This window comes from Nonomuraea sp. NPDC051191 (genome assembly GCF_044455665.1).
In the GTDB taxonomy this organism is placed as follows: Bacteria; Actinomycetota; Actinomycetes; order Streptosporangiales; family Streptosporangiaceae; genus Nonomuraea.
Genome location: NZ_JBITEZ010000011.1, coordinates 21,191 through 43,230 on the forward strand (window position 1 = coordinate 21,191; position 22,040 = coordinate 43,230).

The 22,040-nt window shown below is 71.0% G+C and carries 17 protein-coding genes; 9 read left to right on the plus strand and 8 right to left on the minus strand.

Annotated elements, in window-relative coordinates:
- The first annotated feature begins 2 nt into the window (after positions 1–2).
- On the plus strand, positions 3–473 hold the full coding sequence (locus ACIA8R_RS30050) for a nuclear transport factor 2 family protein (RefSeq protein ID WP_397041491.1): 471 nt from the start codon (positions 3–5) through the stop codon (positions 471–473).
- A gap of 162 nt (positions 474–635) precedes the next feature.
- Here ACIA8R_RS30050 and ACIA8R_RS30055 read toward each other — a convergent pair whose 3' ends face one another.
- Positions 636–1,532, minus strand: coding sequence for a LysR family transcriptional regulator (locus tag ACIA8R_RS30055; RefSeq protein ID WP_397041492.1), 897 nt, complete (start codon positions 1,530–1,532; stop codon positions 636–638).
- A gap of 36 nt (positions 1,533–1,568) precedes the next feature.
- On the opposite strand from ACIA8R_RS30055, the gene ACIA8R_RS30060 reads away from it, so the two are divergent.
- The 5 genes from ACIA8R_RS30060 to ACIA8R_RS30080 all read left to right on the plus strand — a co-directional run bounded on the left by ACIA8R_RS30060 (position 1,569) and on the right by ACIA8R_RS30080 (position 13,425).
- Positions 1,569–2,306, plus strand: coding sequence for an SDR family oxidoreductase (locus ACIA8R_RS30060; protein ID WP_397041493.1), 738 nt, complete (start codon positions 1,569–1,571; stop codon positions 2,304–2,306).
- A gap of 38 nt (positions 2,307–2,344) precedes the next feature.
- Positions 2,345–2,512, plus strand: a complete 168-nt coding sequence (locus tag ACIA8R_RS30065) for a hypothetical protein (protein ID WP_397041494.1) — start codon at positions 2,345–2,347, stop codon at positions 2,510–2,512.
- Positions 2,513–2,859: 347 nt separating this feature from the next.
- Entirely contained in the window at positions 2,860–11,508 is an 8,649-nt protein-coding gene (locus tag ACIA8R_RS30070) for an RHS repeat-associated core domain-containing protein (protein WP_397041495.1), read from the plus strand.
- Positions 11,509–11,516: 8 nt separating this feature from the next.
- The gene (locus ACIA8R_RS30075; protein WP_364102064.1) at positions 11,517–12,482 is read left to right on the plus strand and encodes a hypothetical protein; all 966 of its coding nucleotides are present in this window, start codon (positions 11,517–11,519) and stop codon (positions 12,480–12,482) included.
- Between the two features lie 13 nt (positions 12,483–12,495).
- Positions 12,496–13,425, plus strand: coding sequence for a hypothetical protein (locus tag ACIA8R_RS30080; RefSeq protein ID WP_397041496.1), 930 nt, complete (start codon positions 12,496–12,498; stop codon positions 13,423–13,425).
- 61 nt (positions 13,426–13,486) lie between these two features.
- On the opposite strand, the gene ACIA8R_RS30085 is transcribed toward ACIA8R_RS30080, so the two are convergent.
- Positions 13,487–14,032, minus strand: a complete 546-nt coding sequence (locus ACIA8R_RS30085; protein ID WP_397041497.1) for a hypothetical protein — start codon at positions 14,030–14,032, stop codon at positions 13,487–13,489.
- Between the two features lie 136 nt (positions 14,033–14,168).
- Positions 14,169–14,768 carry a helix-turn-helix domain-containing protein gene (locus ACIA8R_RS30090; protein ID WP_364102150.1) on the minus strand — a complete coding sequence of 200 codons (600 nt, stop codon included), beginning with the start codon at positions 14,766–14,768 and terminating at the stop codon, positions 14,169–14,171.
- An 84-nt stretch (positions 14,769–14,852) separates the two neighbouring features.
- On the opposite strand from ACIA8R_RS30090, the gene ACIA8R_RS30095 reads away from it, so the two are divergent.
- Entirely contained in the window at positions 14,853–15,845 is a 993-nt protein-coding gene (locus tag ACIA8R_RS30095; RefSeq protein WP_397041498.1) for an SDR family NAD(P)-dependent oxidoreductase, read from the plus strand.
- A gap of 104 nt (positions 15,846–15,949) precedes the next feature.
- On the opposite strand, the gene ACIA8R_RS30100 is transcribed toward ACIA8R_RS30095, so the two are convergent.
- The 5 genes from ACIA8R_RS30100 to ACIA8R_RS30120 form a co-directional block, all read right to left on the minus strand.
- Positions 15,950–16,093 carry a hypothetical protein gene (locus ACIA8R_RS30100; protein ID WP_397041499.1) on the minus strand — a complete coding sequence of 48 codons (144 nt, stop codon included), beginning with the start codon at positions 16,091–16,093 and terminating at the stop codon, positions 15,950–15,952.
- 96 nt (positions 16,094–16,189) lie between these two features.
- A complete protein-coding gene (locus ACIA8R_RS30105; RefSeq protein WP_397041500.1) occupies positions 16,190–16,330 on the minus strand; it encodes a hypothetical protein in 141 nt (46 codons plus the stop codon).
- Between the two features lie 193 nt (positions 16,331–16,523).
- Positions 16,524–18,254, minus strand: coding sequence for an ABC transporter ATP-binding protein (locus tag ACIA8R_RS30110; RefSeq protein WP_397041501.1), 1,731 nt, complete (start codon positions 18,252–18,254; stop codon positions 16,524–16,526).
- Positions 18,251–19,777: an ABC transporter transmembrane domain-containing protein gene (locus tag ACIA8R_RS30115; RefSeq protein ID WP_397041502.1), complete on the minus strand. Its 1,527-nt coding sequence runs from the start codon at positions 19,775–19,777 to the stop codon at positions 18,251–18,253. The genes ACIA8R_RS30110 and ACIA8R_RS30115 overlap by 4 nt, the downstream gene beginning before the upstream one ends.
- A 76-nt stretch (positions 19,778–19,853) precedes the next feature.
- Positions 19,854–20,318, minus strand: a complete 465-nt coding sequence (locus ACIA8R_RS30120; RefSeq protein ID WP_364102088.1) for a MarR family transcriptional regulator — start codon at positions 20,316–20,318, stop codon at positions 19,854–19,856.
- Positions 20,319–20,449: 131 nt separating this feature from the next.
- Here ACIA8R_RS30120 and ACIA8R_RS30125 point away from each other — a divergent pair, with 131 nt between their 5' ends.
- Positions 20,450–21,271 carry an NAD(P)H-binding protein gene (locus tag ACIA8R_RS30125; RefSeq protein ID WP_397041503.1) on the plus strand — a complete coding sequence of 274 codons (822 nt, stop codon included), beginning with the start codon at positions 20,450–20,452 and terminating at the stop codon, positions 21,269–21,271.
- Between the two features lie 42 nt (positions 21,272–21,313).
- Positions 21,314–21,895: a DinB family protein gene (locus tag ACIA8R_RS30130; protein ID WP_237104576.1), complete on the plus strand. Its 582-nt coding sequence runs from the start codon at positions 21,314–21,316 to the stop codon at positions 21,893–21,895.
- Positions 21,896–22,040: the final 145 nt, after the last annotated feature.

Consider the following 22,040-nt stretch of genomic DNA (forward strand, 5'->3'; position numbering starts at 1 on the left):
ATATGAGCCTTGAAGACGTCATGAATCACTACTGGGAGGCATACAACGGCCACGATGTGGATGCCGTTCTCGCGCTCATGTCGGACGACGTGATCATCCAGTTCCCCACCACCCCAGAGCCGATCCAGGGCAAGGAGAACCTCCGGCCAGTGTGGTCGATGCTCTTCGCCAAGGTCACCCCTGACATCCACGAGGAGGTGGTCAGGACCGTGGTCGAGGGCGAAACGGTCGCCTGCGAGTTCGTCGAGACCGGCACCCTCACTGTCCCGCCGGGGTTGGCCGACGCCCTTGTCACCGGTCCGACGCGTGGTCGTCCGTACAGGATGGACATCGCCGCGTTCTTCTCCTTCAACCGTGAAGGCCTGATCACGCGGGTGCGCTCCTATTGGGACACCGGGGCATTCGCCGAGCAGATCGGCCTCGACGTCGCCGTCATTCGCTCCATGCAGTCTCGCGCTCGAACGCTTGCGTGAGTCTCCGAAGCGAACCGGAACACCGCTGCCGGGAATCATCCGTGGCCCCTTGCACACATCTGGATGTCGCCGGCCATGACGTCGTCGGTGGCGGTCACGGCTGAACTTCGTCAATCCGGCATGAACGGTCGGATCTTGTCGCCGGTCACCGACCTGACTCGGCTATCCGCGTGTCGCGGTGCGGACGAGGTCGGCGACGGCTCTGGATCTGCTGTGCGGCGGCCACGCGATGACGGTCGTGACCGCCGGGGCGTCCGGCACCGGCACGACGGCGTAGTCGTCGCGTAGCTGGTCGCGGAGCGACTCGGGCACGACGGCGCAGGCCAGCCTGAGGGCGATCAGCTGAAACAGTTGGGTATGGTCGCGCACCTGCGGGCCGGGGCCGTCCGGATGACCGCCATCCGGTCCAGGCCAGCGCGGCAGGGGCAGGTCCGTCTGGGCCTTGACCTCGTCCAACGACAGATACGCCCGGTTGGCGAGGGGATGCCCCTTGGGCAGGACCACGACCTGCTGTTCGGTGTGCAGATCCTCGGTGTCGAATCCGGCTGTCGTCTCGTAGGGCCGGTGGAGCAGAGCAACGTCGGCACGCCCGGTGCGCAGCAGCGGTTCCGGCTCGCCCGGCCCGCACAGCATCACCTCGACGGCCACGGCGCCTGGTTCAGCGGCGTAGGCGTGCAGCAGCTTCGACAAGAGTTCCCTGGACGCTCCGGCCTTGGTGGCCAGGACCACACCGGGCCGGTCGGCCGCGGCGCGGCGGGTGCGGCGCTCGGCGGCTTCGACCGCGTCGAGCGCGAGCCGGGCCTCCCGGAGCAGCACCGACCCGGCCTCGGTCAAGGCGACCGCGCGAGCGGTACGGTGCAGCAGAACGACTCCGAGCCGCCGTTCCAACTGCTGGATCGCCCGCGACAGGGGTGGCTGCGCCATCGCGAGCCGTTGTGCCGCCCGCCCGAAGTGCAACTCCTCGGCTACCGCGACGAAGTATCGCAACTCCCGCGTCTCCACCGGCTCATCGTATCCGGCGCTGACCTTGACCAATACCCGTGCGGTATCGTCGCCCACCTGACCGGTCTTGGACGCCCCACCCGAGTCCGCAACATGATCGACGGCATGAGTGAACGGACGATCGCGCTGGTGACCGGCGCGAACAAGGGGATCGGATACGAGATCGCCGCGGGCCTGGGCGCCCTTGGCTGGCGAGTCGGTGTGGGCGCGAGGGATCGACAACGCCGCGACACCGCGGTCGAGAAGCTGCGCGCGGCCGGGACCGATGCGTTCGGCGTGCCGCTCGACGTCACCGACGACGAAAGTGTCGCCGCCGCGGCCGAGCTGATCGCCGGCCATGCCGGAGGGCTCGACGTCCTGGTCAACAATGCCGCGATCACCGGCGGGATGCCACAGACGCCGACCACGGTCGAGCCCGCGACCGTGCGAGCTGTCGTGGAAACCAACGTGATCGGCGTCATCCGGGTCACCAACGCGATGCTGCCGATGCTGCGCGACTCGGCGTCACCGCGGATCGTCAACATGTCCAGCAGCGTCGGCTCGCTCACCCTGCACACCACACCGGGCATCGACATGGGCCAGGTTCCCGCCGCCTACTTGGCCTCGAAGACCTTCCTCAACGCGCTCACCATCCAGTACGTCAAGGAACTGAGCGGCACCAACATCCTGATCAACTCCGGCTGCCCCGGCTTCACCGCCACCGACCTCAACGGCTTCCAAGGCGTCCGCACACCACAACAGGGCGCGGCCATCGCGATCCGCCTCGCAACCCTGCCTGACGACGGGCCGACCGGCCAGTTCTTCGACGACGCCGGAACGGTGCCCTGGTGACAGCCACACCAGCACGCCACCGCAGGAGAAGCAAGACAATGCCAAAGGCAGTCAGATACGACGAGTTCGGTGGAATCGAGGTGTTGCGGGTCGACGAGGTCGACCGGCCAGTGCCCGAGAGCGGGCAGGTCCTCGTACGGGTCAAGGCCGCAGGCGTCAACCCCGGCGAGCCGGCCATACGCACCGGCGCGATGGCCGGCCGGTGACCGGGTCCGGGTCGCCGGCGGCGAGGGCGACGGGGGCGCGCCGCTCGGTGAGGAACACCGGCCCCTTACTGCGGTCGGCGAGCAATCTCGGTAGCCGGAGGCCGCCGCGAAGACGCGCACCTGATCCCTCACCCGGCCCGGGTCGGCTGTGATCGGGCAGCTCAGTAGGCTCGCCCATCCCTCACCGGCCTTCCTCGCCGCGCGCGAACCCTGCGGTTTGCGCTGTCCTGGCGTGTCGGTCCGCGAACGTTACCCGGCGGCAGCGTCCAGGAAGATCGCATGGGGCATAACGCGTGCAGCTGCCTGGATCGCGGGCCGCCGCTGTGTGTACGTGTGGATGGGAACTCATGAGCAACGCGACTCCGGCGATCGGACCAGGGCAGTTCGAGACCGGCGACATCGGCAGGCTCTCCCGGGACGTGAACCTGTTCCGCGGCGACGTCAACTATCCGCAGAAGCTCGTGCAGCTGCCTGGTGTGCCGGGTGACGACACGCTCTCGGTCGGCGTCGCGCTGCACTACCGCAGCAACGTCAGCGACCAGGTCACCCAATGGAACCTGGACGCCCCCACCGGGATCGCCGGTCTGGGCTGGTACCTGGCCTGGGACAGGATCGAGGCCGCCGCCACCGGGTCCGTGAGCGCCGCCACCCGGTACGTCTACTGGTCGGCCGGCGTCTCCAACACGCTGGTCCCGGACGCGACGCCGTGGCCGCGGGTGAGCCTGGACGCCGCCGCCACGGCCACGCTCGCCCAAGGCACGGTGTCGGCGGAGGTCGTGGCCGCCTTCGCCGCGCAAGGCGTGCCACTCGACGCGGCGGCGACGGTCGCCGGCGGCGGCACGGACTGGACGATCAGCGACGACACCTGGGAACGCGTGTTCTCGGTGGTGGCGACCGGCACCGGCGCCGAGGTGTGCGACGGGGGTTCGCGCTTCCAACTGCAGGACTACGAGTTCTGGCAGATCTCCTACTACGCCGGTTACCAGAAATGGGAGATCACGACCGACTCCGGCGAGGTGCGGACGTTCGGCGGCGGGCTCGGCAGGACGGCGGAGCAGTACGCGACCAGCGCGGGCAACAGCGTCGAGTGGGCGGTCAAATGGGGCGGGCCGTCGGGCACGTGGACCGGCCCGTCGACCGTGGCCGCGGGTCAGCAGCAGTACGCGCGGGCCTGGAACCTGAGCGCGCGCCGGGACCGCTGGGGATCGTCGGTCTCGTACGCGTACAACGAGTTCCCCAGGGGCACGGACGGCCTGCTCGGGAACAACGCCGAGCAGCTGGTCGGCACCGGCCTGCCGTACACCAAGGCCATCTATCCGACGAGCGTCACCAGCGTCGCCGGCCAGGTCGTGACGTTCCGCTACGGTGACAAGACGTTCACCGCCGACGTGCAGGAGTACCTCGACCCGCACAAGGAGCTGCAACCGGCAGAGGCGCCGGAGACGCCGCCGACGAACCTCTGCGCGGCGAACGCCTATCAGGACCGCTACGAGACCCTCTACCTGAGCGGTCTCGACGTGAGCGCCTCGACCGGTGCGCTGCTGTTCGCGGTCGACCTGGACTACACCGCGCCGCAGGTGGTGTCGACGACGCCGGCGGAACTGTCGGCGACGGCCGTCAAGCGGTATCTCGCCGGGGTGAGCGAGCGCAACGCCGCCGGGGCGACGCTGCCCGGCTACGCCTTCGACTACTACGTCGACGCCGCCGACGGCCCGAACCTCGGCGCGCTGCAGTCGGTCACCTACCCGCAGGGCGCCGTCGCCACCTGGTCCTACGCCGAGTCCGGCCTGGAGGTCTGTGACCGCGCCACGCCCGTCATCGCGCCGGCGGACGTGCTCGGCGCGGGCGCGACCCCGCTGGTCTGGAGCGGCGCGGACTATGTCGTGTCGGTCTGGCTCAACGCCGAGCGGACGATGGCGACGCTGGACGTGTACACGTGGCTGGGCCGCTGGTCGCACTGGTCCGGCGGCACGATCTATGACGACCAGGACAACCCGCTCGACGCCGGCGACACCCAGGTCGTCACGGGCGACGACACGTTCGCGCTGGCGCTGGTCGCCCAGGACGACAGCCGGAGCCACGTCACGCTCTTCAGCCGCACTCCGACGCGGCCGGACCAGTGGGCGGCGACCGGCGTGCCGGCGCTGACCGGCGTGGCGACGATCACCGCCGGCAGCGCCTTCGTCGCCGCCGTGCTGGCCGACGGTTCGTCCTATGACCTGTATCGCTGGGCGTGGGACTGGCGCGGCGGCTGGTCCGGGACGGACGAACCGGTGCAGAGCGGATCGTCGCCGCTGTTCGCACTCGGCGCCGCGGAGTGCCTGCTGGTGGCCGAGACCTCCCTCGACGGCACCGACGTGTCGCTGGCCTGGCTGGACGGGTTCGCGACCTGGCACGACGGCGACACGATCACGTTGCAGGGACACACGGTCGGCGACAGCGACGACCATCAGCTGCTCTGGGACGCCGGCCCGTCGGCAGCCGCGCTGTCGTTCGCGGAGGGCCGGCCCGGCATGACGTACGGGTTGCAGCTGCTGCGCTGGGACCTGGACTACCACTTCACCGACACCGCCTACGCCGGAGGGCTGCAGTCGGAGCCGATCGACGCCTACCAGCCGGTGACGTGGCCGCCCCAGCCGGAGGTGGTGGACGGCGCGTTCGTCGCCGTCCGCCAGAACCTGTTCCGCTTCGACGCGGGAACCTGGCACAGCACGAGTTTCGCCACCTCCAGCCAGGGGGCCGGCTGGCTCGCGTTCGCCTACGGCGACGACGTCGCGGTCCAGGTCGTCAACGACTACACCGACGCGGCCACCGAGCTGATGGCCTACGACCCGGACGGCGACGGGTTCGCCGCCCAGCCGACGCCGATCACGACCGCGCTGCCGCAAGGGGGCAGCATCGAGACCCAGGGCTGGCCGTCCGCGTCGGGCGGGGACTTCATCGTCGCCCGCAACTCCGTCTTCTACCGAGGCACGTCGACGACCTGGGCAGAGCCGGTGCGGCAGCCGGTGCTCGCGCTGACGTCGACCTCGGAGCTGGCCACCGACGTCGACTCGCGCAGCATCGTCAACCAGGCGCCGGCCTTCCTCGCCTACCTCGTCAGCGACGCCGCGGTGGCTGCGGACGACGCGGTCCAGCTGCTCGTGCTGCGCAACGGGGGCGTGCTCCAGCCGCTGCCGGACCCGCTGGGGAGCTCGGCGTACTACGTCCCGGGCGTGTCGCCGGGCGTCACGGCCGGCCAGTGGCCCGCGGGGCCGTTCTCGCTGGTCGTCTACGCCGCCACGGAGGGCGGGTTCAGCCAGGCGCCGTCCTACCGGGTGTACCGGTACGCCGGTCAGGCGATGAGCGGCCCGGTAACCGGCTACCCGGTCAGCACGCTGGTCATCGGCGACGGCTTCGGCGGCACGTACACGACCGGGTACGAGTTCGACGCGGCGACGGCGGCGTGCGATCCGACGGGGCAGGTCGTCAAGTACTACCGGGCAGCGGTGTACGACGGCGCCGCCGACGCCGGTACCTCGGTCTTCGGGCGCACGGTCTACTCCTACCTCAACGGCACCCTGCCCGGGGCGAGCGATCTGTGTTTCGACGGGCTGCTGCGGCAGACGGCCGCGTTCGCGGGCGCGTTCACGTTCGCGACAGCCATGTCGAGCGCGCTCGGACTCGACCCGGACGCCGCGCCCGGCTCGCCGCAGCCCGTCCCCGACGGCCTCGCGCGGGCCTTCGCCGCCGCGGGCAGCACCCTGGGCAGCGGCGCCACGGTGCAGTACCTGCAGATCGACGGCGCGTACTGCTATTGGGCGGTGGCCGACCCGGCGTCGGGCCTGGCCTACAACATCGACTACACCGGCGACCCCGGCGCGTCCGACGCGGTGCGCGTGTTCACGGGGACGCCGGTGCACAGCCGCACGACCACGTGGACGCTGTTCGATCAGCGCGGCCGGTCGCCGCAGGACCCCGTCCCGCAGCCGATCTATGGCACCTACGTGCGTCCGACCGAGGTCGTCGAGCGCCGGGACGGCGTGCCGATGACGACGACGCTGGACTACGCCCCGATCGACCCGATGCGCCCGTTCCTCGTCCCGGCTCCGTTCTCCGGCGGCGTCGTGGGTCGTAGCTGGCAGCTCGCCACGGTCACCGGAAGCGTCGAGGCGCACGCCGAGCGGCTCACGTACGGGTACGAGCAGTATCCCGGGCTGCTCGCGGCGAACCTGCTGAAGCCGGTGGTCGCCTCGCTGCACACCGTGAGCGTCGACGGCGCCGCGGCGGTCACCGTCGGCTCCACGGCGACGACTTGGTCGTCCTGGTCGCAGCCGGGCAAGCAGGTGAGCGTCATGGCCGCCGCCCGGCAGTGGGCGTGGACCGGCGACCCGTCGGGCGGCGACGACGGGAGCTTCCCGTTCGACGGCGCTCCGGACCCGGCGTACTGGGTGACCACCAGCACCGCGACGGCCGTGAGCGCCCGGGGCGCGGTCTCCGAGTCCGCCGACCCGGCCGGGACGGTCCACGCTACGCTGGCCTCCGCCGACGGGCTGCTCGACCTCGCACATGTCGCCAACGCGAGCTTCACCGCCGGTCAGGCGGCCTACACCGGGTTCGAGACCTACGAGGACCTGACGGGGTGGACGCTCACCGGCGGGGCGAAATGGGACGACACCGACGCGCACACCGGTTCGAGCAGCCTGGCGCTGCCGGGCGCGGGCGCGACGGCCACCCGCGCGGCCCTGTCGCCGAAGACCGGCCAGACCTACGTCTTCACCGGCTGGTGCAAGACCGGCGCGGGCTTCACCCCGGGCACCTCGGGCTGGACGTTCACCGTCACCGCGGACGGCACGCCAACTTCCCGGTTCCTGCCGTTCCCCGACACCGGTGGCGCCTGGTCGCCCCAGTCGGCGGCGATCGCCGTGCCGGCGGGCGGCGACGTCACGCTCGCCGTCGCCGCCGCCAACACCACCACGGCGGCGGTGCACGCCGACGACGTCACCGTGGTGCCGCTGACCGCGCAGTTCACCGCCCGGTCCTACGACGCCGCGAGCCGCCTGCCGCTGGCCCGCATCGACCGCGCCGGGCACACCTGGCACCTGATCCGCGACACCTTCCTGCGCGTGATCGGCGGCACCACCTCGGCAGGGGCGCCGTCGTCCCTGCAGCTCAAATACCTGTCCCGGCAGGGCAATCCGGACGGCTTCGACGGCGCCGACCCCAACGGGTCGCTGGCGGTGAAGTGCTTCTCCGGCGGCAGCCACCAGACGTTCCGGGACGGGACCGGATGGCAGGCCGACTGGACGCCGTCGGCCGCCACGGCGTTCACCGCCACCGGTGGCGTGCTCGCCCACCAGCCGTCCGCGCAGAGCGACTCGCTCGGCTACGCGGCCTCGCCCGGGCCGTCGTACGCGCTCTACGTCGAGCTCGCCCCGCTCGGCGACGGCCCGCTCCAGCTCACCGACGACTTCGCGATCACGGCCGGCGACGACGCCGCCGTCACCTTCGACCCCGCCACCGCGCAGTGGCGGCTCGCACTCGACGGCACGCCGACCGGCTCACCGGCCTCCGTCGCGGGCCCGCCCACGTGGTGCCTGCTCGTCCTGATCGGCGGACGGCTGATCTTCTACGCCGACGGCCGGCAGCTGTTCGCCGAGCAGACGCAGGCGGGCGGCGCGCCGACCGTCGTCGTCGGCCGCAACGGGCTCGCCATCGCCAACCTCGTGCTCCTCGACGGCCCGGCGCTACGGCTCAGGCACAGCGACGCGACGGGAGCGGCCTGCCAGGATCACGTCCTGACGAACGAGGACTACCTGGTGTCGCAGACCATCCGCGACGGGTGCGCCCGAAAGATCGCGCGCACCGAACCGGCGCCGGGACTGTTCGGCGGCGGCGCGTCCCTGCCGGTCCTGGCCTACCGCGGCGGGCTGGTCGACGTACCGGCCTTCCTCGCCGGGCTCGACAGCGACGCGACGATGACCGGGGACGTCGCCGACTGGTATGACGGGACCCACGACTCCGACGACGGCGGTTACCCGTACACGCGCGCCGTCCTCGAACCGGCGCGGCACGCCCGCCCGGTCGAACTCGGCTTCCCCGGCATCGACCACGCCGTCATCGACCGCGGATCGACCACGCCGGCCGCCCGGGCCACCGTCCAGTTCGGGTACGACGCGAACGAGGAGGCGCTGCCGTACGGGCTGAACCCGCCGGACGCGACGTTCCAGCTCACCACCCGCACGAGCCAGACGAAGACCGCGATGACCACGCTGCGCGACGCGAGCGGCCGGCCCGCCGCACGCTACACCCCGGCGGGCGCGGACGCGGCGCTCGACACGGTCACGCCGCAGTACGCGAACGGCATGGCCGACACCGTCACGGCGCTGCCCGACTCCTACACCTACGGCGAGCCGGCGCAGTCGCTCACCCACCGGGAGAACGCCGTCGGGCAGGTGGTCGAGGACCTCTCTCCGGACACCGGAGCCACCCACTACCTGTTCGACCGCGGCGGGCGGGTGCGCTTCGTCCAGGACGCGGCCGCGCAGGCCGCCGGTCTGTTCGCCTACCACACGTGGGACGTCCTGGGCCGGCGGCTGTCGTCGGGCACCGTCACCCTCGGCTGGGACTCCGGCTCGCTCCAGCAGTACGCCGACGAGCCGTGCTGGCCGGAGGACCAGACGGAGACGCCGTACCAGGTGACGCGGCGCTGGACGTACGACGGCGACGGCGGCGATCTCGCGGCGCTGGACCACGTCGTCGGCACGGTGGCGGTCACCGGCTCGGGCGCGTCGTCGTACGAGGTCGCCGAGAGTTTCGGCTGGGCGCCGGACGGCACGCTCGCGAGCAGGACGGTGCGGATGAGCCAGGACGGGAGCACGCTCGGCACGTTCACCACCACCTACGAGTTCGACAACCAGGGCCGAGCCACCCGCGTCGGCTACCCGTGCGCGTCCGGAACCGGGCTCACGGCCGTGCGCTACACCTACGACGGCCGGGACAACGTCGTGAGCGTCGCCGACGACGACGGCACTCCGCTGGCGACCTACGCCTACGACCCCCGGGGGCGGCCCGTCAAGCACGCCTACCCCGGCGGCTGCGCCGGATCGGCCGCCTTCGACCCGCTCGGCCGGCTGAGCTCGCTCGCGGTCGCGTCCGGAGACACGGCGTTCGCGCTCGAACTCACCTACGACGTCGCCGGAAACCCGCAGACGCTCGTCGAGTCGGTCAGCGGCGACGGCGTCAAGGACACGGCGGCCGTGCGCTACAGCCACGACCCGCTGCAGCGGCTGCTGAGCGCCGACGACGCCGACGGGACCCGTACGGTCGGCGTCGGCTACACCACCACCGCGGGGCTGATCGACCAGAACGGCAACATCCAGACGCTCGCGCGCGGCGGCGGCGACCCGGCCCGCTTCGGTTACGCGGCGGGCACCAACCGGCTCACCTCGGTGACCCCTGCGAACGGCACCCCGGCGACCTGCTCCTACCAGGCCAACGGCCTGCTCACCCAGCGCGGCGACGACCTCACGCTGACCTACCTCGACGCCACCGCCCTGCCCGCCACGATCACCGGCACGGGCGGCACGACGCTGACCTTCGCCTACGACGTCAACGGCTACCGCCGGGTCAAACAGGTCGCCGGCGACGACGCGCCCGCGCTCTACGTGCACGCCGGGACACCGGGCCCGCTGCTCACCGTCGACGCGTCCGGCACCCCGACCGCCTGGGTGTACGGTCCCTGCGGGCTGGTCGCGATGATGCGCGGCGGCCTGCGCCACACGATCGTGACCGACCACCTGCGTACTCCCCGGCTGGTCCTCGACGATGACGGCGCGCTCGTCGCGGCCTACTCCTTCGACGTGTTCGGCCGTCAGGTGCTGGCCCACGAGCCGTCGCCGGGCTTCGTGCCGATGTCGTTCACCGGGCAGGAACTCGACGCCGAGACCGGCCTGTACGCGTTCCCGGCCCGCCTGTACGACCCGTCGATCGCCCGGTTCCTCAACCCCGACCCGGCCGGCCAGTACGCCAGCCCGTACGTCTACGCGGGCAACCAGCCGGCGCTGCTGACGGACCCGACCGGCGCGATGACCGCGATGGGCGAGGCCGGCATCGAGGCCGCACTCACCCTGCTCATCCTGGCCAGCGCGATCGCCACCGCCGGGGCGACCGCCGCGCTGGTGCCGGCGGCGTTCGCGGCCGAGGGCATCTTCGGCGGCCTGGCCGGCGCGGTGGCGACGGGAGCCGGCATCGGCGCCGCCGGTGGCGGCATCATGGGCGCGGCCGGCAGCGGGCTCGAATACGCCGTGACCACTCCTCCGGGCAACTGGAGCGGTAAGGCGTTCGGCCTGGACTTCGGCATCGGTCTGGCCGCCGGCGCCGCCGGAGGGCTGGTGACCGGCGGCATCAGCGGGGGGCTGTCGTCCTTGCTGGAGCCGGCGGCGGCCGCCGGGGCGGCCGCGGCGCCGGGTGCCGAGTCCGCCGAGGCCGGAGTCGTCGAGGCCGCGGGGCCGCCGCTGGCGCAGGTGACGCAGGAAGGCGGCGGCGCCATCGACCAGGTCGCGCCGTCCGCCGGAGCCGAGCCGCCCGGGGAGCAACCACCGGCCGGCGCGGCGCAGGAGCGGGCGCCGGCGCCCGCCCGGCCCGCCTCCGCCGCCACGCGCGCCCTGCAGTACGCGAAGCCGGCGCTGGTCCGCGGCCTGATCGCGGCGGCGTCCGGCGGGCCGGGCGGGGCGGTGCAGGGAGCGGTGAAGCAGGTGATGTGCAACGTGGCCGAGGACCGGCCGCTGCGCCAGGGCGTCGGCATGGAGAGTCTGTCCTACCTGGGCTTCGGCATGGGGACGTCGCTGCTGGGCGTGGTGGCCCAGGGCGGCGCCGAGTGGGGGGACATCAACGCCGGCACCCTCAAGACGGCCTGGACCAACGACCCGTGGGCGACCGTCGCGATCTCCGCCCTGCCGCTGGTGCTCCTCGGCGGCGGGTACCTGTGCTACACGAATCTCCGGTTCGGCTTCTAGGAGGAGTCATGGCTCATCTCAGCGTCCGTACGCAGAAGATGCCCTCGGGCAACGCCTTCGCCTCGCCGGTCGTGTTCGACTTCAGCGGCGACGTCGGCCAGGGCGAGCAGATCCTCGCCTATGCCGTCGCGCTGAGCGGCTTCCTGCTCAACTACGTGACCAACTCGGTGTACTGGGCCGAACCGGTGGGAGCCGTCGGCGCGTCCCTGACGCCCAACCTGTTCGGCGACACCCTCGCCGTGGGCGGCAACGTCATGCTCACCGACTACAACGGCGACACCGCGCGCTGCTTCTGGGACGGGGAGTCGGACCCCGCCAGCGTGGTGCAGGTGACCGCGCTGGCCGTGATCGGCACCTCCGTCACGACCGCGGTCTGCGGGACGACCTTCGGCCTGAAGTCCGGCGCGGACTCGCCGCCGATCTACGTCCCCGACGGCGCCGAGAATCTGGCGTTCCTCTCCGGGTTCTCCGTCGCCAGCGCCACCGGCTCGCGCGGCTACATCGGCGGCCTCACGCTGAGCTCGGGCGTCTCCTCGCCGCTGAACGACCAGGTGCAGGTCAACGGCACCACCGCCCTGACGGACTTCCAGTCCGGCGGCACCGTCGACGTCGGCCTGCTGTCCTACCTTCCCGACCTGACGGGGTTCGACGTGGTGCGGACGGTGGACGTGACCTGGGCCGCTCCCGACAAGGAGAACGGCATGACGGGAACGTTCCAGGCGACGTTCACCATCCCCGACGGTTACTCGCAGATCGCGAACGCGGCCATCCTGCTCCAGGACGTCACGATCGTCTACGGGGACACCACCACTCTGGAGCTCATCGGGGCGATGCAGTCGTCCGACCTGACCATTTCCGGCGCCCAAGTATCCGGAAATTTCACCCTCAACATCTACAACCCGGACTGGGGCGCCGGAACCTACATCACCTCAGACAGCACCGCCACGATGGCCGTCATCGCCCAGTTCGCCTGACAGGAGCGCCACCATGCCGATCGCCATCCAGACGCAGAAGATCACCGGCAGCGGCTCGGGAACCTTCGCCTTCACCGGCACCGTGGGGCCCTTCGTCTACGCGCTGAGCTACCTGAACTGGCAGACGCAGCCGCCCAACGCGCAGATCCAGAACATCGGCGTGTCCCTGCAGGTGGGCAGCGACGCCGAAGCGGATTCGACGACCGTCATCATCAACCAGACCCTGCTCATGGACGACATCGACACCTCCTCGTCCTACACCTACGTCACGGTCGTCGCCTGGATCGGCTCGGACGACCCGTCCGGGCTCGTCATGCAGAACCAGCATGGAATCCCGGTCGACCAGATGTCGTCGCAGGTGGCGCAGGAGCCGCTGCCGACGTCGTATCCGCCGGTGTACGCGGTCGCGGCCATCTCCGGCTTCTCGTACACGTTCGCCGAGGACGACTCCGACTTCCTGAGCCTCGGCGTCGGAGTGGGCGTCACGTACCCGCTCACGTCGCGCACGCCCGCGGTGTCGGCGGTCGCCGGCGGCATCTGGACCGGCGACTCGGCCTTCTCGGGCACGGTCGACGCCGCCGTCATCGCGATGACCCCCGAGGGAACCGGCCTCGGGCTCGGCCTCGCCTACCTGCCCAACGTCGCCCCCGTGACCCAGACCGTCGGGCCGCTGCCCGCCCTCGGTGGCGCGAGCGTGGCCTCGGCGGCCTACCTCCTGCAGTCGTTCTGGCCCCAGTTCGACCCCACGCTCGATCCCACGCCGGACCTCTCGCAGATCTGCTTCGGTGTCTCCCCGACGTCGGTGATGCTTAACGAGCCGGACGTCGGGGAGGTGACCGCCGTCTCCGAGCAGGGACTCCAGGACAATGACTACAACGGGTCGGGGACGACGGTCACGGCCGCGAACGCGCTGGTGAGCTACCTCCTGGTGGAATGCTCATGACCTTTCCACCTCGGCTCCCGCACTCAAGATGCTGCTCAGCTCCAACCGCGCGAAGCCGTCCTCAACGACCGCGCCGACGAGCCGGGACCCGACCCGGCAGCCTCCTCCACACATGGCCGGTCGGCCGCGGCTCCTCTTCGGCGAGGCGATCGATCTCGGGCACGTCCGGGAAGGCATGCCTGGCGCTGCGGCCGGCGAAGGTGGCGTTCGCGATCTGGACGGCGTAGAGCCTGCACAAATCTCGGACGTCGCGCAGTTCGTTCTCGGTGTGGCCGTGGGCGCCGGCCGCCACGGCCTTGATCCCGGTGAGCGCCCGCCACCAGCCATTCTCGTACGCGATGCTGTCGGAGACGCCGACCCAGGAGAGCGTCATCCAGACCGACACCGCAGTCAAGAGCAGCCCACCGGCCACGGCAGGGACGACCGCTGCCATGGGCGGCACACGTCTGCCGCCGATGACCGGGATCCAGCTCGGGACCACCTCGCCCCGGCCGCGCACCAGACCGATGCTGAGCAGCGCCGCCAGCTCGGTGAGCACGCTGAGCCCGAAGACATAGGGGATGCTGATCCACAACGGTGCCACAGGCGCGTCGTCGAGCTGGCCCATGTCGAAGTGAAAGGCGAACGGCAACCTCCACAGGCACGTGGGGAGCAGCAGCCAGGGAAGCGCGTAGGCGGTGCGGGTGACTCGCCTCCCCCACGCGAGCTGGTTACGGCTTCCGCACATGGCCGGATGGACGGGGTCAGGTGACGGATTGCGCCACCAAAGCCATGGCCTGCCGCATGGCGTTCCGTACCTCGCCAGGTCCGTCGCCGCGCTGCAGCGCGGTCAGTGCGGCTGCGCTGATCGCGCCCACCATCGCGCCGACCAAGGCGGAGGCGGTGATCGTGTCGAGCCTGTCGGGGAATGCCCGCTGCAGAGCCTGGGCCAGTTCGGCCTGCGCAGTGAGGTATCGCTGAAGCAGCCGGGCCTGTAGCGCCGGCACCGAGGCCGCGAGCCGTGCCCGCAGTGCCGCGAGCCCGCTGGGGAGGTCGCTGTCCCAGGTATCGGCGATCATCTGGTCCATCGCCCGCACCAGCACCTCGGACAGCTGTTCCCCGGCGCGGCGCTCGGCGATCGCCTGCAGCGCCAGATCGACGCGCACGTCGGCATTGGCCAGAAGCACATCCTCCCTGGTCTGGAAGTGGAGGAAGAAGGTGCGGGGGGACACCTCCGCGGCGTCGGCGATCTCGGCCACCGTCACGTGGTCGTAGCCCTTGTCCTCGAACAGGCGCACCGCCGCCTCGATGAGGGCCTGCCGGGTGCGCTGCTTCTTGCGCTCTCGCAGTCCGTGCTTCTCCATCACGCAGGGCAGTTTATTACATCTTCTGAATTAATGCATACTGTGAATCAGTACATAGACTGCAGTCAGTGAAGGAGATCGTTCATGGGAAGTCTGGACGGACGCGTCGTCCTCATCACCGGAGCAGGGCGCGGCATCGGGCGGGAAGAGGCGCTGTTCTTCGCCGCCGAAGGGGCCAAGGTCGTTGTCAACGACCCCGGCGTCGCCATCGACGGCAGGGGCGGCGACGCCGGCGTAGCCGCGAAGGTCGTCGAAGAGATCACTGCCCACGGCGGACAGGCCGTGGGCAACACCGACAGCGTCACCGACTGGGACGGCGCCCGCCGCATGGTGGAGACGGCTCTGGAGTCCTTCGGCGACCTGCACGTCGTGGTCAACAACGCGACCATCGAACGGAACATGGGCCTGACCGACCTGTCGGCGGAGGACTTCGACGACGTCGTGGCCGTCAAGCTGAAGGGCACCTTCGCGGTAACGCACTGGGCGGCCCGCCACTGGCGCGACCGGCATCAGGCAGGGGTCCACGCCGACCGCGCCGTGGTCAACACCTCCTCCGGCTCCGGGCTGCTCAACCCGCTGCCCGCGCAGGTCTCCTATGCGGCAGGCAACGCCGGGGTCGCGGCGCTGACCACCGTGGCCGCCCTCGAACTCGGCCGGTACGGCGTGCGGGTCAACTGCATCTCGCCCTCGATGGCCCGGACCCGCCTCACTCTCGCCGTTCCAGGTATGAGCGAGGAACCGCCGGCGGGCCGGTTCGACCCACTGCACCCGGCCGCCTGCGCACCTGTTGCCGCCTACCTGGCCGGCGCAGCCTGCCCGCTCACCGGCCAGGTGCTGTCGGTACGAGGCGGAACGGTCACGGTCAATCATGGCTGGTCCCTCGGCGGCCACATTCACAAAGACGGGCTGTGGGGCGTGCAGGAACTGGCCGAGAAGGTGAAGGAGCTGCCGATGGACGACCCGTTCGACAAGCTCGCCCAGGCCCTGTCCGGCGCACTCGGCACCATCGGACGCGACCGACTCCAGGAGATGATCAACGCCCTGCTTGACCAGGAAGTTCACTCCGAGGCAATCTAGGCACTCCGATCATCGCAGGTCGGAGGCACCTTTCTCCATTAACGATCCTCTGGATGACATTCCGGCTGAACGAGCGAGGCTCGTTGCGCTTGGCCGTCACCCCGCTACGGCAGGGCGGGGACGGCCGGCGCGGTGTTGGTCCAGCCGGCCGCGAGCATGGTGTGGGTGCTGGTCTCGTTGAGGGACGGCTTGCCCCTGATCGCGGTCGTCTGGCTCTCGGACAGCAGAAGCATCGTGCCGGTGTCCACGATCAGGTCGGTCTTGCCCTTGATCGTCAGTCCGTTCTGCTGAACGACCTTCGGGTGGCCGATCTTCGGGGACGCCCCCGCCGTCCGGTACCCGAATCAGGCCTTGCCGTCGGGCGCGGTCCATTCCTCGTTGCGCGTCTGCTCCACCACCCAGTAGCGATTCGCGCCGCTGCCCATCTGGCGGGGACCGGTGCGCCGGGTCAGCACCCTCGATCCCGGTGCGCGAGGGGCGGCCACTCAGGCTCCGGGGAGCGCGGGACCGGCCCGGCGTCGGCGTGTGGCCCCTCCTCCGCTCGCGTGACGGCGGCCCTGGCCGCCGTCCGCAGTTTCCTGTCCCGACGTACCGGCAGAAAGACGCGAGACGGACACACCGGCTGCTCTCGTTCGCACACGCTCTGTGCCGTGCACGCGGATTCACCGATCTCGCAGGTCAGAGCGATGACTCAGGGGCGTGAGCCCTCCACAACGACTGATAGACCCCACCGGCCGCGACCAGCTCGTCGTGCGCGCCGACCTCCACGACGCGTCCGGCCTCCATCACCACCACCCTGTCCGCGTCCCGCGCCGTGTGCAGCCGGTGCGCGATCGCGATCACCGTACGTCCGTCCAGCACCGCCGCCAGCGACCGTTCGGCGCGACGGGCCGTACGCGGGTCGAGCATGGCGGTGGCCTCGTCGAGGATGACGGTGTGCGGGTCGGCCAGGACGACCCGGGCCAGGGCGAGCTGCTGCACCCGGTCGGGGCCGAGTTCGGTGCCGGAGGACTGCGAACCGAGCTCGTCGTCCAGTGAGGTGACCCAGTCCGCGCCGACGACCGCCAGGGCCTTCTCCATCTGGTTGTCGTCGGCATTGGGGTCGGCCGGCTGCAGGTTGTCGCGGACGGTGCCGAGGAACAGGTGCTGCTCCTGGGTGACCAGCACGACGTGCTTGCGGAGCTGGGCGGGAGACAGGTCGGCGACGGGGACCGAGCCGACGGTGACCGTGCCGAGGCGGGGGCGGTCGATGCCGGCCAGCAGCTTGCCGAACGTGGACTTGCCGGCTCCCGAAGGGCCGACGACGGCCAGGCGCTCGCCGGGCCGCACGGTCAGGTCCACGCCGGTGACGACGTCGTCGGTGGATTCGTAGGCGAAGTGCACGCCGGTCGCCACGATGTGGTCGTCCTGGGGGTCAGGGGCGGTCACGTCGGCCCGCGCCGCCGGGGTCCGGAGTCCTTCGAGCCGGGCGAAGGAGGCGCCGCTGCTCTGCAGCTGTTCCATCCAGATGAGGATGGTCTCGACGGGCTGCTGGAGCTGGCGAAGGTAGAGCGCGGAGGAGACCACGGCGCCGAGGGTGACCTGGCCGCTGTCCAGCAGGACTCCGCCGAGCAGCAGGACCAGGACCGGAGGGAGCAGAGCGGAGACCTCCACCGACGGCCAGAGGACGCCGCGCAGGAAGAGGGTTCTGAGCTGGGCGACCCGCCCGCGCTCGATCACCCGCTCGGCGGCGCTGGTCCGCCGGTCCTGGAGGCCGAGTGCTTCGATGGTGCGGGCGCCGGCGGCGTTGGCGGCCAGGTGTTCGGCCAGTTCCGAGCGGGCGGCGCCCTCCTCCAGGTAGGCGTCGCGGGCGCGGCGCAGGTACCAGCGGGAGGCGGCCGCGACGCCGGCGAGCGCGACCAGACCGCAGGCTCCCATCAGCGGGTCGACCAGGAAGACGGCCACGACGAGGAAGAGTGCCTGCAGGGAGGAGATCAGCACGGCCGGGGCGGCGTCGCGCAGGGTGCGCCCGACCACGCCGACGTCCGTGGTGCCACGGGCGGTCAGGTCTCCGGTGCGGATGTGCTCGACCGTGGCGGCGGGCAGGGCGAGCACCCGGTCGAGGAACTCCTGGCGGATGTGCTCCTGGGTGCGCTCGCTGAAGCGGGTGCCGACCTTCTCGGCGTACCGGGACAGGATGAGCTGCAGCAGCGCCCCGCCCACGGCGACCGCGGCCAGGACGTCGATGGCGCCGCCGGCGGAGATGGTGTCGACGATGCGGCCCAGCAGCCACGGGCTGACCAGGGCCGCGGACGCCGCCAGGCCGTTGAGGAGGAGGGTGGCGGTGAACCCGGGGACGTCGCGGCGGATCAGTCGCAGGGCCGCCTGCCGCACGTGCTTGCGGTCGGCGACGGGGAGGGCGCGGATCATGACACCACCGTCCGGTACTCGTCGCTGGATTCCAGCAGGTCGCGGTGGGTGCCGGTCGCGGACACCCGGCCGTCCTCGATCAGGACGACCTGGTCGGTATGGGCGAGCAGCAGCGGCGACGTGGTGGCGACGACCGTCGTACGGCCGGTGCGCGCCGCACGAAGGCGCTGCGCGAGCAGGGATTCGGTGTGCGCGTCCAGCGCGGAGGTGGGCTCCACCGCCAGCAGCACCTCGGGATCGGCCACCAGTGCCCTGGCCAGGCGCACCCGCTGCCGCTGGCCGCCCGACAGGTTGCGCCCGGCCGGTTCGATCATGGAGTCCAGCCCGTGGCGCAGTCCGGCGACCACGTCCTGGGCGGCGGCGACGGTGACGGCGCGACGGATGGTCTCGTCGTCGGCCGCGCCCCGGCCCTGCAGCACCTCGCGCAGCGTGCCGGCGAACAGCGCGGCGTCGTGGTCGGCGATCAACGAGGTGCCGTCGAAGCCGCCGAGGCTCTCCAGCAGCGCCACGCTCTCCTCGGGGCGGGCGCTGACCAGCCCCACAAGGCTTCCCGGCGCGATCTCCAGCGTCCCGAGGGAGCGGGGGCGGTCGCCGGGCCGTAGCGCGAGGAAGCGGGTGACCTGCCGGGCGGCGACCAGGCCGTGGCTGATCTGGAAGCTGCCCTCGATGAAGAACGAAACGGGGACCACCAGCATGGCGATGTATCCGTAGACGCCGACCAGCTCGCCCACCGTGATCGCGCCGTCTGCGGCCAGCCTGGCGCCCAGCCACGTCACCGCTGCCAGGAACAGCGCGGGCAGCCCGACGCCCAGCGCGCCGATCCAGCTCGTCAGCGACGCCACCCGGTAACCCTGCTCGCGCAGGCGCGCCGAGTCGGCGAGGTAACGCTCGGCGTAGGCGTCCTTGCCGCCGAACGCGTTGAGCACCCGCAGCCCCTCGATCAGGTCCACCAGCCGGGTGGTCAGTCTGCCCTGGCTCTCGCGGTAGCCGTTCTGCACCTTCATCAGCCGCCCGAGCAGCGGCCCGAGCACGATCGCCAGCACCGGCACGCCGAGCAGCACCACCACGGCCAGCACCACGGAGACCTGGAGCAGCAGCGCCGCCACCACCCCGTAGCTGATCACCGCGCCCACCCCGGGACCGGTCACCGTCAGCGCGGCGGCGATCGTGATGACGTCGCCGATACCGATCGTCACGACCTCGCCTGCCGAGGTGCGCTTGGTCAGGTCCGCGCCGAGAGTGTTGATCTGCTCCACCAGGGCGCGCACCGTGCGGAAGTTGGCGTCCATCCGGATCTTGGTCATCGTGCGGTGCCGCATCATCGCCAGCCAGGCGTTGGCGAGGCCGGAGCCGAGCAGCGCCAGGACCCAGCCGGGCGCCAGGTTGTCGTCGATCGCCCTGGACAGCAGGTACGGCGGGAGCGTGAGGCCGACCGTCCACAGGGTGCCCAGTGTCGCACCCAGCGCGACCCGGCCCTTCTGCGCCCACGCCAACCAGTACAGATACCGAGCAGCCGCCTTCATGGCGATCACGCTAGACCATGCTTTCACCGTCCTGCCGAACGGGGGCTCGGGGGCGTCCGGGTGCCCGAAGCATGCCTTAGCTGGAGGCCGTGAGGCGCTGCGCCTGCGCGCGGCCCACCGAAGCGGCCCGGTGGAGGTAGTCGGCGATCAGGGCCAGCGCGTCGTCGTCGTAGTGGTCGAGCATCTCGACGAACGCCCTGCCCGGGACGTCCCAGGCCGAACCGATCCGGGCGCGGGCCTCCGGGGACAGGGCGACCAGGGCGCGCCTGCGGTCGGCCGGGTCGGCGTGCCGTACGACGAGACCTGCTTTGTCCAGGCGGTCGACCAGGCGGGTGGCCGATCCCGGGGTGAGACCGGCCAGGCGGGCGATCTCACCGGTGCTGATCGGCCCGTCCTCCAGATCCAGCAGGGCCACGCATTGCAGGTCGGTGGGATGGAGGCCGAGCCGGTCGGCCATGGCCTGGTTGAACAGCGTGTAGGCCGCGTAGTGGCGCTGACTCTCGTCGCTGATGCGCTTGAGCGTCTCGGCTCGATTTGACACGGGCGGCTCCATCCTCCTCATAATGTGCGTCACGCAATACTTGCGCGACACAACTTCTGTGTCACGCCTTCATTCTATCGACAGGCGCCGCGCTCAAGGTGGCGCGAGCCTGTGAGGGGATCTGTACTGACATGACCACTCTTGTCACGGGCGCTCGCGGCGCTGTCGCGACCGCGCTTATCGGCCTCCTGCGCGAGCAGGGCCTGCCCGTACGACCGGCCTCCAAGGCCCCTGCCGACCCGTCCGTCGTCAGGTGCGACCTGGGCGACCCGACCACCTTCGCTCCCGCGCTCGCAGGCGTGACCTCGGTCTTCCTCTACGCCGAACCGTCACACGCGCAGGAGTTCGCCGCGGCGGCCGAGGCCGCCGGGGTCGAGCACGTCGTGCTGCTGTCCTCTGCTGCCGTGCTCACGCCCGACCCCGACAGCAGCCCCTTGGCCGCCACGCATCTCGTCTCCGAACGCGCCCTGGCCGCCTCACCCGTGCCGAGCACCGTTCTGCGGCCCGGCACCTTCTGCGGCAACGCGATGGCGTGGTCCTGGGCGATCAAGTCGGGGAGGCCGATCACCCTGCCCTACCCGCACGCGCACGTCGACGCCATCCACGAGGCGGACATCGCGGCGGTGGCGGCTGCCGTCCTGGCCGACCCCGCCCTCGGCGGCAGGACGTACAGACTGACCGGACCGCAGTCGCTCACGTTCACCGACCAGGTCCAGACCCTCTCGCGCGTCACCGGACGGGACATCGCGATCACACCCGTCACCAGGCAGGAGTGGAAGGCCGAAATGGCGCAGTACATGGACGCGACCCTCGCGGACGCCCTGCTGGACTACTGGAAGGGCTGCGACGGCCGGCCGATCGAGCTCACCTCGCTCGTGGAGGAACTGACCGGGACGCCCGCGCGGACGTTCGCCTCCTGGGCCGAGGAGAACCGGACGGCGTTCCTCGGCTAGTGCGGTGACCATGAACGTTCACCGGGTGGACAACGCACCGGCTTGACCGCGCTCACGTTGATCCACGCGGTTGCCGATCTCGTTGTTGTATGGTCTGACGTCGGCAAATATCGTGGGGAGGGCAAGGCCGTGGAGCGCGAAACACTGGTCGGTTACCTGGACTCGCAGCGCAAGCACGTCCTGGGCATCCTGGACGGCCTTGGCGAGGAGCAACTACGCCAGGTGGTGCTGCCGTCCGGTTGGTCGCCCCGCGACCTGGTGCACCATTTGACCTGGTCCGAGGCGCTTTGGTTTCGCGGCGCGATGACCGCCGATCGCCAGGTCATCGACACGCTCGTGGTCGGCGAGTTCGGTTGGAAGGTCCCCGAGGAGTTCTCCGGTGCGGACGTGCTCGCGCGGTATCGACGGACGATCGAGCAGTCGAACATGGTCATCGGGGCGACGGCGATCGATGCCGTGCCGGCCTGGTGGCCGACGAAGATGTTCGGTTCGGGGTCATGGCGGCTGGGGTCCTTGCGCGAAGTGCTGATGCACGTGATCGTCGACACTGCGACGCACGCCGGACAGCTCGACGCGGTCCGGGAGCTGATCGACGGACGGCAGTGGCTGGTCAACGACGACTGACCGGCCGCAGGTCACTGAACCCGGTGAACGTTAGCGGTCACCGCACTAGCCACCCGCGCACGCCGTTCCCTGGACGCCATCGGCCACCCCGCCGTCCAGGGCGGCCCGGCGGGTCTGCGGACGTTCACCGGCCGGTCCGAAGTTG